The 12961-nt window shown below is 36.4% G+C and carries 10 protein-coding genes; 6 read left to right on the plus strand and 4 right to left on the minus strand.

Features of this window, described 5'->3' with window-relative positions; genetic code table 11:
- Positions 1-194 precede the first annotated feature (194 nt).
- From purH to ATE47_RS05200, 4 genes are all read left to right on the plus strand, one after another.
- Positions 195-1712 carry a bifunctional phosphoribosylaminoimidazolecarboxamide formyltransferase/IMP cyclohydrolase gene (gene purH / locus ATE47_RS05185; protein WP_062160959.1) on the plus strand — a complete coding sequence of 506 codons (1518 nt, stop codon included), beginning with the start codon at positions 195-197 and terminating at the stop codon, positions 1710-1712.
- 128 nt (positions 1713-1840) lie between these two features.
- Positions 1841-3079: a phosphoribosylamine--glycine ligase gene (gene purD / locus ATE47_RS05190; protein ID WP_062160960.1), complete on the plus strand. Its 1239-nt coding sequence runs from the start codon at positions 1841-1843 to the stop codon at positions 3077-3079.
- Positions 3080-3233: 154 nt separating this feature from the next.
- On the plus strand, positions 3234-4763 hold the full coding sequence (gene guaA / locus ATE47_RS05195; RefSeq protein ID WP_062160961.1) for a glutamine-hydrolyzing GMP synthase: 1530 nt from the start codon (positions 3234-3236) through the stop codon (positions 4761-4763).
- 494 nt (positions 4764-5257) lie between these two features.
- On the plus strand, positions 5258-6757 hold the full coding sequence (locus ATE47_RS05200) for a carbon-nitrogen hydrolase family protein (RefSeq protein WP_062160962.1): 1500 nt from the start codon (positions 5258-5260) through the stop codon (positions 6755-6757).
- A 57-nt stretch (positions 6758-6814) separates the two neighbouring features.
- Here the strand turns inward: ATE47_RS05200 and ATE47_RS19210 are convergent, their stop codons facing one another.
- Positions 6815-6970, minus strand: coding sequence for a bacteriocin-like protein (locus ATE47_RS19210; RefSeq protein ID WP_185097136.1), 156 nt, complete (start codon positions 6968-6970; stop codon positions 6815-6817).
- A gap of 225 nt (positions 6971-7195) precedes the next feature.
- Between ATE47_RS19210 and ATE47_RS05205 the strand changes: the two genes are divergently transcribed.
- Both ATE47_RS05205 and ATE47_RS05210 read left to right on the plus strand, forming a co-directional pair.
- Positions 7196-8794: an ABC1 kinase family protein gene (locus ATE47_RS05205; RefSeq protein ID WP_228376321.1), complete on the plus strand. Its 1599-nt coding sequence runs from the start codon at positions 7196-7198 to the stop codon at positions 8792-8794.
- A 214-nt stretch (positions 8795-9008) separates the two neighbouring features.
- Positions 9009-10361 carry a DEAD/DEAH box helicase gene (locus ATE47_RS05210; RefSeq protein WP_062160964.1) on the plus strand — a complete coding sequence of 451 codons (1353 nt, stop codon included), beginning with the start codon at positions 9009-9011 and terminating at the stop codon, positions 10359-10361.
- A gap of 44 nt (positions 10362-10405) precedes the next feature.
- On the opposite strand, the gene ATE47_RS05215 is transcribed toward ATE47_RS05210, so the two are convergent.
- The 3 genes from ATE47_RS05215 to ATE47_RS05225 form a co-directional block, all read right to left on the minus strand.
- Positions 10406-11062 (minus strand): GDSL-type esterase/lipase family protein, encoded by a 657-nt coding sequence (locus tag ATE47_RS05215; protein WP_062160965.1) that lies wholly within the window; start codon positions 11060-11062, stop codon positions 10406-10408.
- A gap of 72 nt (positions 11063-11134) precedes the next feature.
- A complete protein-coding gene (locus ATE47_RS05220) occupies positions 11135-11596 on the minus strand; it encodes a lipocalin family protein (RefSeq protein ID WP_062160966.1) in 462 nt (153 codons plus the stop codon).
- Positions 11597-11793: 197 nt separating this feature from the next.
- A complete protein-coding gene (locus ATE47_RS05225; protein WP_062160967.1) occupies positions 11794-12957 on the minus strand; it encodes an iron-containing alcohol dehydrogenase in 1164 nt (387 codons plus the stop codon).
- Positions 12958-12961: the final 4 nt, after the last annotated feature.

The following is a 12961-nucleotide window of genomic DNA, read 5'->3' on the forward strand; positions in this document are numbered from 1 at the left end:
AAAAAATTAGTTGTTAGTATTAGAGATGTCATGCTGAGCCACTCGAATCATCTCTTTAAAAAAGAAAAAACACATTTAGATTAAAAAAGTTTCGGAAAACAAGAAAAATCTAAGTAAAAATAAAGTAAAATCGGAGGTGAAAGACCCGGTTTACAGTTTGAAATAGCTGTAAAAAGTAAAAAATCGAAAGTAAAATGAGTAAAAAGAGAGTTTTAATCAGTGTTTCTGACAAAAGCGGCTTAATCGAGTTCGCGCAGTTTCTGGAAGCCCAAAACTATGAATTAATTTCTACGGGAGGGACGTTCAAACATTTGAAAGAAGCTGGTTTAAATCCAATTCAGATTGATGAGGTAACCGATTTCCCTGAAATGCTGGACGGAAGAGTGAAGACATTACACCCGAAAGTTCACGGTGGATTGTTGGCGGTTCGTTCAAATGAAGAACACATGAAAACGGTTCAGGAACACGAAATTGGACTGATCGACATGGTGATCGTGAATCTTTATCCTTTCTTTGAAAACGTGAACAAAGACATTTCTCTTCACGAAAAGGTAGAATTCATCGACATCGGGGGGCCTTCAATGCTTCGTTCTGCAGCTAAGAATTTTGATTCTGTAACGGTAATTACTGATGTTGAAGATTATGCAACTGTAAAAATCGAAATGGAGCAAAACGGTGACACGTATATTGAAACACGTAAAAAGCTTGCAGGAAAAGTATTCAACCTTACTTCAGCGTATGACGCGGCGATTTCAAGAATGCTTTTGGAAGAAGATTATCCTACTTATTTAAATGCATCTTACAAAAAAGTATCTGACCTTAGATATGGTGAAAACCCGCATCAGACGGCAGCTTACTATGTTTCTACTTTCGAGAACGGTGCCATGAAAGATTTCGAACAGTTGGGAGGTAAAGAATTGTCTTTCAACAACCTTCGTGATATGGATCTTTGTTGGAAAGTGGTAAACGAATTCAAAGAAGAAATGGCTTGTTGTGCCGTAAAACACTCTACACCTTGTGGAGTTGCGATCGGAACTTCAGCGTTGGAAACGTATCAAAAAACTTTCGAGTGTGATCCGGTTTCTATTTTTGGAGGAATTGTTGCTACAAATTACAAGGTTGATGCTGCAACAGCCGAAGAATTAAACAAAACTTTCCTTGAAATCGTAATGGCTCCTGAATTTGATGAGGATGCTTTGGAAATTTTAAGAAAAAAGAAAAATTTAAGAATTATAAAAATCGTAAACCCGGTTTCCGACAAGCAAACTTGGGTAAAAGTTGACGGTGGAATATTAGTTCAGGACAACGACAGTATTTTCTCAGACGATATTAAGGTTGTAACTGAAACTCAGCCGACAGAAGAGCAGAAAAAAGCATTACTTTTCTCTCAGAGAGTGGTGAAATATGTGAAATCAAACGCAATTGTTGTTTCAAACGGAATCCAGGCTTTCGGAATCGGAGGCGGACAGGTGAACAGAATCTGGGCAACTCAACAGGCGATCGAAAGAGCAAAAGAAAAGTTCTCAGGAGATCTTGTATTGGCTTCTGACGCATTTTTCCCTTTCCGTGACGTGGTAGATTTCTGCGCTCAGGAAGGAATCACAGCGATTATTCAGCCGGGAGGAAGTGTAAAAGATCAGGACAGCATCGAAGCGGCAAACGAGCACAAAATCCCGATGATGTTTACTGGAGTTAGACACTTTTTCCACTAAAAATTAAGAGATTCGGATATTTAGAGATTAAGAGATTGCTGTATAGTAATTTCTTAATTCCTTAATCTCTCAATTTTTAATTTTAAATTATATATTTGTAAAGTATAGACTAGATAATTAAATAAAGTATGAGAATATTAATCATAGGTGAAGGTGGAAGAGAATCTGCTTTGGCAGCAAAACTTCAGAATGACCCAAGAATTTCTAAAATGTTTTTCGCCAACGGAAATGCTACCACTGATGTAATCGGAAAAAATGTTCATTTATCAGAGATTAAAGAACTTAGAGATTTTGCGATCAAAGAAAAAGTAGATTTGACTATCGTTGGTCCTGAAGCTCCGCTTGTTGCAGGCTTAAAGGATGAATTCAAAAAGCATGATCTTAAAGTTTTTGGCCCAACTCAGAAAGTAGCAAGCTTGGAAGGAAGTAAGGCTTTCTCCAAAAAATTTATGCAGACCTATGATATCAAAACGGCAAAAGCTGTAGTTTTTGATTCATATAACGAAGCTAAAGAATATGTTCAGACACAGGAATATCCTTTGGTAATCAAGGCTAGCGGTTTGGCCGGTGGAAAAGGTGTTGTCATCTGCGATACTGTGGAAGAAGCTGAGGCTACGATCCATGATTTCATGATTAGAAGAATCTATGGAGACGCCGGAATCCGTTTAGTTATCGAAGAATATTTGCAAGGTTTTGAAGCTTCAATTATTGCTTTCTCAAACGGTGAAAAACTGTTCCCATGTATTGCTGCCAAAGATTATAAAAAAGCAGGAAACGGTGATACAGGACCAAATACAGGAGGTATGGGTTCAGTGGCTCCAAGCCCGGAATTTACAGCGGAACATCAGGCTGATTTCGAGAAAAATATTTTAGAACCTACTATTGCAGGTCTTAAAGGGGAAGGTTTCAGCTTTAAAGGAATCATTTTCTTCGGATTAATGGTTACTAAAAACGGAACTTACCTTCTGGAATATAACATGAGATTTGGAGATCCTGAAACTCAGGTATTAATGGCCTTAATGGAAAACAATCTTCTTGATGTGATCCAGGATTGTATGGACGGAAAAGATATCGAACTTAAGTTTAAAGATGAAAAAGCTGTTTGTCTGGTAATGTGTTCGGGAGGTTATCCAAGAAACATTGAGACAGGTTTTGAAATCGTAGGCGAGGACAAAATGAAACATAGTAAACTATTATATGCCGGAGCTGTCAAAAAAGGCGATAAAGTGGTTTCCAACGGTGGTAGAGTTCTAAACATCGTGGCTACGGGAGCGACTTACGACGATGCCCGCAAGAAAGTTTACGAAGATGCAAGTCATGTACATTTCGATTACGGCTTCTACAGAGAAGACATCGGAAAGTTTTAAATAAATCACGGAAAAAGATTTGGAGCAATCCAGGTCTTTTTTTGTAAAGCAGTTAAATTAGCAGTAAGCTTTAAGCTATAGGCGATAAGCTTTAACAAACAAAAGCCTACTGCATATTGCCTATAGCCTAAAGCATTAACAATCAATTATAAAAATGAACAACGGTATTATCATATTAGATTTCGGATCACAGTACAACCAGCTTATCGGAAGAAGAATTCGAGAGATGGGTGTATATTCTGAAATTTTACCTTTCAATACACCATTAGAAACTATTTTAGAAAAACAGCCTAGAGGAATTATCCTTTCAGGTGGACCAAGTTCTGTGAATGCGGAAAACGCTCACTTGGTTACAAAAGAATTATATGAGCAGGGAATTCCGGTTTTGGGAATTTGCTACGGAATGCAGCTTACAGCACACCTTTTGGGCGGAAAAGTTCATAAAGGAGTAAAAGGAGAGTATGGAAAAGCTCATTTGGATATCATTAAAGAAAGCTCTTTGTTAAAAGGAGTTACACAAAATTCTATCGTTTGGATGAGCCACTTTGATGAGGTTGGAGAATTGCCTGCAGGTTTTGAATTAAACGCAAAATCAGGAGTAATTGCTTCGATTTCAAATGAAGAAAGAAAAATCTATTGTGTACAGTTTCACCCGGAAGTATCTCACACTGAGGAAGGTGGGAAAATGTTAGAAAATTTCGTTTTCGGAATTTGTAACGCAGAAAAAAACTGGAAACTTACCAATTATATCGATAAAACAATCGCAGAAATCCGTGAAAGAGTTGGTGACCAAAAGGTTATCCTGGGACTTTCAGGAGGGGTAGATTCTTCGGTAGCAGCGGTTTTGATTCACAGAGCGATAGGTGATCAGCTGACTTGTATCTTTGTAGATACAGGTTTGTTGAGAAAAGACGAAGGCAAAAAAGTAATGGATAATTATGGAGAACATTTCCATATGAACATTAAATTGGTTGATGCTTCAGAAAGATTTTTAACCAAATTAGCCGGAGTAGATGATCCGGAAGCAAAAAGAAAGATCATCGGAAACGAGTTTATTCACGTTTTTGATGAAGAATCCCATAAAATCGAGGGTGCTAAGTTCTTAGCTCAGGGTACAATTTATCCGGATGTTATTGAAAGTCAGTCGGTAAACGGACCGTCTGCAGTGATCAAATCTCACCATAATGTTGGCGGGCTTCCGGAAGAAATGGATTTTGAATTATTGGAGCCGCTAAGAGAATTATTCAAAGATGAGGTAAGAAAAGTTGGCGAAGAATTGGGAATTCCTCATCATTTGGTCCACAGACATCCTTTCCCTGGTCCTGGTTTGGGAATTAGAGTGTTAGGAGCCGTTGATGCCGATAAAGTGAGAATCCTTCAGGAAGCGGATGATATTTTTATCGAAGAATTATATAAAAATGATTTGTATGAGAAAGTTTCTCAGGCATTTGTAGTGCTTCTTCCGGTAAAATCTGTAGGAGTTATGGGTGATGAGAGAACATATGAATACACAGCTGTAGTTCGTTCTGCAAACACCATAGACTTCATGACAGCAACCTGGAGCAGACTTCCTTACGAGTTTTTAGATACTGTTTCAAGCAGAATTATCAACGAAGTAAGAGGAATCAACAGAGTAGCTTACGATATTTCAAGCAAACCACCTGCAACAATCGAGTGGGAATAATTTGATTTGAATTTAATATAAATCCTGCCTTTGGGCGGGATTTTTGTTTATAAATTTGTTTAAATTTTTATTTGAAGCTATTTCCTGCTTTACGCTGTATCTTTTTGGTTACGGTCTCCGCTTCGCTCCGCCCGCAACCAAAAAGGATGTCGCTTCAATCAGGGCTAGGGTTGTAGTCGGTAATTAAACATTTGAAATAATACACAATGTTGTCATCCCGTAGGATCTAAGCATTGTATTAGAAACAGATGGACAGATTCGTGCCTAGATCCCTACGGGATGACAAACCTTGCGAAAAACAAATGAAAGTAAATCAAATATTTAAACTAATGTATTCTTATTTGCAGTTTGTTGCTAAACTTAAAATAACTTATGTGTTAATCTTTTTGCGTCTTTTGTGGTTAAAATAAAAAGTTTAAACAAGTTCAATAATTAAAGTCTTGAAAAAATTTTTATCAATTATTTTTCCCTAAATTTAAGTAAAATTACATCAAATGCAAATAGAAACAAGACCGCTGACGGTTCAGGATTATGAAGAATTGGTAGTAACAATGAAACGTGCGTATCCTCAGATGTCAGAGTATATCTGGTCTAAAAAAAGTATCGAAAAGCTCACCAAAATATTTCCAAAGGGTCAGATATGTATCATGGTAGATGGTAAACTGGCAGCCGTGGCACTCTCAATTATTGTCAATTATGACGAATTTGGAGATGATCATACGTACAGTGATATTACCGGAAATTATACTTTCAACACCCATACTGACACAGGAAATGTTTTGTATGGAATCGAAATTTTTGTCGATCCGGAATACCGCGAACTGAGATTAGGCAGAAGACTATATGATGCCCGAAAAGAATTGTGTGAATTATTAAATTTAAGATCCATTATTCTGGGAGGAAGGATCCCCAATTATCACAAACACAGTGAATTATCACCAAGAGAATACATCAGAAGAGTGCGGGATAAAGAAATTTATGATCCGGTTTTATCTTTTCAATTATCAAATAACTTCTTGCCAATCAGGGTATTAAAAAAATATTTACCCGAAGATGAATCCTCAAAAGAAAATGCCGTTTTGCTTCAATGGAACAACATTTATTACAGCAAAAAGCCAAACACTATGCAGGACAGCATCATCCGTCTCGGATTGGTGCAGTGGCAGATGAGACACTTCAAAAATATTGATGCTTTTTACGAGCAGGTAGAGTTCTTCGTAGATGTGATGGGCGATTATAAGGCAGATTTTGTCCTTTTTCCGGAACTATTCAACACACCTTTGCTGGCTCCGTTCAACAAGCTTTCAGAAAGGGACAGTATGATTGAACTGGCGAAATTAACTGAGGAAATCAGGATGAAAATCTCAGATTTAGCAATAAGCTATAACGTAAATATCATTTCAGGAAGCATGCCTGTTTTTGAAAATAATGACTTGTACAATGTAAGTTATCTCCTTCACCGTGACGGCCGAATCGATGAATACAGAAAAATCCATATCACACCCAATGAAAAAAAATACTACGGAATGAAAGGTGGCAATGAGATCAGAGTTTTCGATACCGACTGTGGAAAAATAGGTCTTGTGATCTGCTACGATGTAGAATTTCCGGAACTTCCGAGAATCCTGGCCGATCAGGGAATGAAAATTCTTTTTGTACCTTATCTTACTGATACTCAAAATGCTTATATGAGAGTTCGCCATTGTGCGGCGGCAAGAGCGATAGAAAATGAATGTTATGTAGCCATTGCAGGTTGTGTCGGAAATCTTCCAGGAGTCAATAATATGGATATCCAATTTGGTCAGGCAGCCGTTTTTACGCCGTCTGATTTCGCTTTTCCATCCAATGCAGTGAAGGGGGAAGCAACACCGAACACGGAAATGACATTAATTGTCGATGTAGATTTGAATTTATTAAAAGATCTTCACCATCATGGCTCTGTCCAGGTAATGAAAGACAGAAGAAAAGATTTGTACGAAACATATTTAAAATAAATAAAAAACGGGATGCAGTTTTTGCATTCCGTTTTTTATTCGTCTTTAAATTAAGATTTAAACATATTGCGGGCAAACCACAGCAGGACAGATCAATCCGGGACATCTTGGTCTTCCGTCATCCGGACAACATTTTGTTGAACAATTTCTGATAATTCCGCCTCCTGCAATGTTTTTTAATTGCTCTCTTGAGATTTTCTTTAAATTTTTCATTTTTTAATATTTTTTATAGGTTAATTTTAATGTTTGATACTTGTAAAGTTAAAAAAAATATTCATCAACAATAATGGTTTTTAAAAGAATAAACGTCAGTCATTTCTTTAATTAATGATTTTAAAAATTTAATAGGAATAATTTTTGAATTAAATTGCAACTACATTTCAAGATATGTTTGACAAACAGCAAAGAAAACTGAAAAGATCCGCTAAATTAATTTCCGTGTTAAGTAAATACGGTTTTAAGGACATGTTGGCAAGGATGAACAGTGGAAACAAGCAGGTAGAAATTCCCAATAATCCTGATGAAATCATTTCAAAAGGAACGGTTTATGAAAGGATTCGCTTGGTTTTGGAAGAACTTGGGCCCACTTTTGTAAAGCTTGGCCAGACATTCAGCAACAGGGAAGATCTGCTTCCTCCGGAATTGATTCAGGAACTGCAGAAATTGCAGGATAAAGTGGATATGGTGGAAATGAACGTAGAAGAAATTCTGGAAAATGAATTTAATATTTCCGTTAATGAATATTTCATTGAGATTCAGAAAGATCCATTGGCAACAGCTTCGATTGCGCAGGTGTATAAAGCAACCCTGATTGATGGAACAGAAGTGATTTTAAAGATTAAAAAAGCTGATGTTCAGAGTGTTATTGAAGATGATTTGTTGTTAATTAAAGACCTTGAAAGATTGATTTCATCCTATTCGGAGATAGGCGAGAAACTGAATCTGAAGCAGGCAATTTCAACATTTGAAAAGTCTTTGCTGGAAGAAGTTTCCCTGATCAATGAAAAGGAAAATATTATACAGTTCAAACGAAATTTTAAAAATCATAAAGAAACCTACGTTCCTACAGTCTACGAAGAATTTTCCAACAATAATGTTCTTTGTATGGAATTTATTGATGGAATTAAGGTAACGGACAAACCTTCGCTTTTAGCAAATAATATTGATCCTGTGCATGTTTCTGAGGTTGGTTTAAGACTATTTGTATCTCAGATTATGGATTTCGGTTTTTTTCATGCAGATCCTCATGCCGGAAATATTTTAATTAAAAAAGACGGAAAGGTTGTTTTTATTGATTTCGGAGCTGTTGGAAAAATTCCACCAAATGACAAGGAAGTTCTTGAAAATTTAATTGTAAGTTTTGTAGCCAAGAATCCGCATAAAATTGTAAGATACCTTAAAAAAATGGCCATAAGCTACAAGATTCCCGATGAAAGAAGATTTGAAAATGATGTGGAAGATATTCTGGATTTTGTTCATAGTTCATCGCTTAAGGATATTGATCCACAGGCAATTATCAATAAAATGAAAGATGTTTTAAAAGATAACCGATTGTACATGCCGGATTATTTTTATCTTTTATTTAAAGGAATCAGCTTGATAGAAGGTGTTGGACGCACCATAAACCCTGATCTTGATATTGTAAAAAGCTTAAATCCGTTGACAAAAAAAATATTCGCTAAAAAGATTAGTCCAAAGAATATTTTAAGAACAGGAATGGATCGGATGATGAATTTTACGGATAATGTAGATGAAATCCCTAAGGAACTGCGGTCTGTTTTGCAGAAATTAGACGAAAATAAATTTACTGTTTCAAGTGAAATAAAGAATATTGAAAAGACCAATCAATTAATAAAATCGAGTATAGTTAATTTGATTTTAGCCATGATTTTAGGTGCAAACATCATTGCAACAGCTATTGTTTTTGTGTCAGAATCAGGGCCGAGAATCGGGGAGATGTCTTTGGTTGCGGTTTTAGGATTTGTATTTTCAATTTTATTGATAATCATCATTTTGTTGAGAATTACGAGGAAGTGATTGCTCAATGATAATACATTTAGATGCTTCGACTCCGGCTCAGCATGACAACTTACAAATAAGCTGTTTAATAAGCCAGTTAGTATTAGAAATGTCATGCTGAGCGGAGCCGAAGCATCTAGGATTATTTAATTTTGATTAATAGAAAGCTTCCATCCTCCATCTCCGCACTTCCGGGCCAACGTTTAAAAAATTATTTACCTATCTTTGCAAAATGGAGAAACTCACTTTTGCAGATTTTGACCTTCCGGTTAAAATTCTTGATGTTTTGGCGGATTTAGAATTGTTTGAACCTACACCGATTCAGGAAAAAAGTATAGGACCGATTCTTTCCGGAAGAGATGTCATGGGAATTGCACAGACCGGAACCGGAAAAACATTAGCATATCTTTTGCCTGTCCTGAAAACCTGGAAATACAACAAAACTGGAAATCCAACGGTTTTGATTTTGGTTCCTACAAGAGAATTGGTGGTTCAGGTAACGGAAATTGTTGAGAAATTAACGGAAAATCTTACTGCAAGAGTTATCGGGATTTATGGTGGAAAAAACATAAATACTCAGAAATTGTTATTTAATGACGGTTGCGATATTTTGGTTGGAACTCCCGGAAGAGTAATGGATTTGGCGATTGATAATGCTATTTCCCTGAAAGAAGTTCAGAAACTGATCATCGATGAGTTTGATGAAATGCTTAATCTAGGGTTCAGACCACAATTAACGCATATTTTCGAAATGATGAAAGATAAGAGACAGAACATTCTTTTCTCGGCAACCATGACGGATGCCGTAGACGAAATGCTGGATCAGTATTTTGCAGGTCCCATCGAAATTTCATTAGCAAAATCAGGAACTCCACTTGAAAAAATTGAACAGACTGCTTATAAAGTAGAAAATTTTAATACTAAAATTAATTTACTTGAACATTTATTGAAAAAAGATACGGAAATGTCCAAAGTATTGATTTTCAATAATAATAAGAAACATGCAGATTTGCTGTTTACAAAAATTGAAGAACTTTTCCCTGGACAGTTCGATGTAATTCACTCAAATAAATCTCAAAACTACAGGCTTAAAGCAATGAAACGTTTTGAGAATGAAGAAATAAGAGGTTTAATTACGACTGATGTAATGGCGAGAGGTCTTGATATCTCTGATATTACACACGTTATCAACTTTGAAATCTCTGAAATTCCGGAACAGTATATTCACAGAATCGGTAGAACGGGTAGGGCAGATAAAGACGGTAAAACGGTGAGTTTTGTAACAAAAAAAGAAGAGCCGTTGATCCTCGACATCGAACTATTAATGGATAAAGAAGTAAAATTCATTGATTTCCCTGAAGAGGTTAAAATTAATCCGAAAAAGATTGCTTCCGAAGAAGATCAGATTGTCATGAAAAATCCTGCTCAGGTAAAGCTTTATGAAGGTGGAGGAGCTTTCCATGAGAAGAAAGATAAAAATAAAAAGGAAAACTGGGGTGGGCCGTCAAAAAGAAAGGCACCGAAAAAATTCGGGGCAAACAGGGCTCAACAGAAATCAATATCAAAATCTAAAAAGAAGAAATAAAAAAACTCCCAATCTGGGAGTTTTTTGTTGGCTCTCGAAGCCAATTATTTCATATAAGGAATCATCACGGAAGTCCAAAGCTGGTAACCTTCTGGAGTCATGTGAAGCATATCTTCCACAAAAAGGTCTTTTCTTACATTTCCACTAGCATCCTGCATCACTTTTGTAATATCTATGAAGTCTGCATTGGGTTCTTTCTTCATGAATTCCGCAATTTTTTTATTGGCAATTTTCATTTGTGGCCAAAGCTTTTCGCGGCTTGGAGAATATTTGATTGAAATATAATCAACTTCGATAGTTGGGAACTTTTCCCTGATTTTTTTATAGAAAGTTTTAAACCTGTCGACAACAACTTCAGCTTTCAATTTGTCATTATCTGCAAAATCATTTTCACCACAATAAATAATGATCTGTTTTGGTTGATACGGGCTCAGAAGATCGTCTGCATAATCATTAAGGTCCGTTAGTCTTGATCCTCCGAAACCTCTGTTGATAATTGTTTTATCCGGAAAATAATTCGCTACATCCGTCCATTTTGTGAAAGATGAACTTCCGATCAAAAGAATAGCATCTTTCGGTGAAGTGGTTTCCTGATCCAGTTTTTTGAAGTTCTGAATGTCCTGCCAGAACATCGGTTTTTTTTCCTGTGAAAAGAAAAGGGTAAAAGCCAGCAATAAGAATGCTGATAACATCTTCTTCATTTTTAATAATTTTTAATTAATAAAATCCTTCTTTTTCATTAAAAAACTCCCGAAAAATTCGAGAGTCTGTGTTTATCTTTTATAAGAGATGTAAGTGTAGTCAATCACCATATCTCCATCCTGGTCGATATTGTCATACAACTGTTTAATTCTCATTTCCGTACTTGTAAGAACTACTACTTTATAAGGTCTTGAACTATCATTATTATATTTGATGGTTAGATCCTTTGTGTCAGTATTATACTCGTATGTACCTTCATTTTTGGAATTCATCTGGCAATCAGCACCAACTCCTGAAAAAGCCGTGTACGCTGTATAATAATCCGTTCTGAACTCTGTAATATTTTTTGCAGAACATCCTGTAGGAGTGTCTGTTGAGATTACTGTTTTATCGTCTTTTCCTGAAATGACTTCTGTTTTACTGGTTTTCCATTCACCCTTCATCATATCCATTTCATATGCTTGGATGTCATCATCTTCACAAGAAGTAAGCGCTAACGCTGAAAAGGCAAATAAAAGTAACTGTTTTTTCATTTTCACAAATTTAAGAATATGCTAAAATATAAATAAATTTGAAATATTTATAATGAAATTAAGGTTTTTTAAACGAATGTTTGTAAAAAAGGTAATTTGGTTGGAAGTTGGGAGCAGGAAGCAGGAAGTTTTATATAAACCGTCACATTTTCAGGCAGCAATTAAACCTCCATCTTCCAACTTCTAACACCCATCTTTTAATAGCTCATCTCCACAATCTTATAAGCATCCTGTGGAGTCAGCTTTTTGTATTCTCCAAGGCCAAGCCAGTTTCTTGCCGTAAAGGCTTTCTCCACTCTTTCGGCAGTTCCGTTGTAGTCTTCGGTATATTCTGAAAGCTTGGTCTGGATATCTAAGCTATGGAAAAATTCTTCCAGTTTTTTGATGCCCAATTCTGCTTTTTCTTCAATACTTCCGTCTTTAATTCCCCAAACTCTTTCGGCATATTGTGCTAATTTTCCTTTTTTATCTGCAAAATTATAACGGTAATGAGAAGGCGCAATAATCGCGAGTGTTCTTGCATGATCGATTCCGAAATAAGCCGTCAGCTCGTGTCCCATGGCATGAACAGCCCAATCCGTAATTACTCCTTTTTGAATTAGACCATTTAAAGCCATTGTACAGCACCACATGAAATTTCCGGCTGCATTATAATCAAATTCATCCGCCAATACTTTCGGAGCGGTTTCCTGTAAGCTGATCAGGATACTTTCCGCGATCCTTTCCTGTAAATCTGCAGAAGAAGGAGCCGTCATATATTGTTCCAAAACATGGGTATAAGCGTCTGTAATCCCGTTTACAATCTGTCTTTTCGGAATTGATTTTACCACTTCCGGATCCAAAACTGAAAACTGTGGGAAAAGTCCGGGACCGCCTGTGGAAAGCTTTTCATTGGTTTCTCTTCTTGAAATTACATATCCCGAATTCATCTCAGAACCCGTTGCTGGTAATGTCAAAACACTTCCAAAAGGCATTCCTTCTCCTTCAAAAGTTCTTACCGGTTTTTTTAGGATTTCCCAAGGCTCACCGTTGTAATTCGCTGCTGCAGAAAGGAATTTCGTGCCGTCGATCACAGAACCGCCGCCAACAGCCAGAAGGAAAGTAATATTTTTTTCTTTGATGACTTTTAAAGCTTCAATTAAAACTTCATATTCAGGATTAGCAGGAACCCCACCGAATTCATGCACTTCATGGTCTTTCAAAGCTTCTTTTACCTGATCATAAACGCCGTTATTCTTGATGCTTCCGCCACCATAAATCATTAAAACTTTGGCATCTTTAGGAATTTCATTTGAAATTTTTGCAATTTCACCTTTTCCGAAAAGTATTTTTGTTGGATTTTTAAACTCGAAATTAAGCATGTTC

Source organism: Chryseobacterium sp. IHB B 17019, assembly GCF_001456155.1.
GTDB lineage: Bacteria > Bacteroidota > Bacteroidia > Flavobacteriales > Weeksellaceae > Chryseobacterium.

Excerpts from the sequence above, each read along its gene's own strand:
- purH (WP_062160959.1), top strand. The coding sequence starts at position 195 with ATGAGTAAAAAGAGAGTTTTAATCAGTGTTTCTGACAAAAGCGGCTTA.
- purD (WP_062160960.1), top strand. The coding sequence starts at position 1,841 with ATGAGAATATTAATCATAGGTGAAGGTGGAAGAGAATCTGCTTTGGCA.
- guaA (WP_062160961.1), top strand. The coding sequence starts at position 3,234 with ATGAACAACGGTATTATCATATTAGATTTCGGATCACAGTACAACCAG.
- ATE47_RS05200 (WP_062160962.1), top strand. The coding sequence starts at position 5,258 with ATGCAAATAGAAACAAGACCGCTGACGGTTCAGGATTATGAAGAATTG.
- ATE47_RS19210 (WP_185097136.1), bottom strand. The coding sequence starts at position 6,970 with ATGAAAAATTTAAAGAAAATCTCAAGAGAGCAATTAAAAAACATTGCA.
- ATE47_RS05210 (WP_062160964.1), top strand. The coding sequence starts at position 9,009 with ATGGAGAAACTCACTTTTGCAGATTTTGACCTTCCGGTTAAAATTCTT.
- ATE47_RS05215 (WP_062160965.1), bottom strand. The coding sequence starts at position 11,062 with ATGAAGAAGATGTTATCAGCATTCTTATTGCTGGCTTTTACCCTTTTC.
- ATE47_RS05220 (WP_062160966.1), bottom strand. The coding sequence starts at position 11,596 with ATGAAAAAACAGTTACTTTTATTTGCCTTTTCAGCGTTAGCGCTTACT.
- ATE47_RS05225 (WP_062160967.1), bottom strand. The coding sequence starts at position 12,957 with ATGCTTAATTTCGAGTTTAAAAATCCAACAAAAATACTTTTCGGAAAA.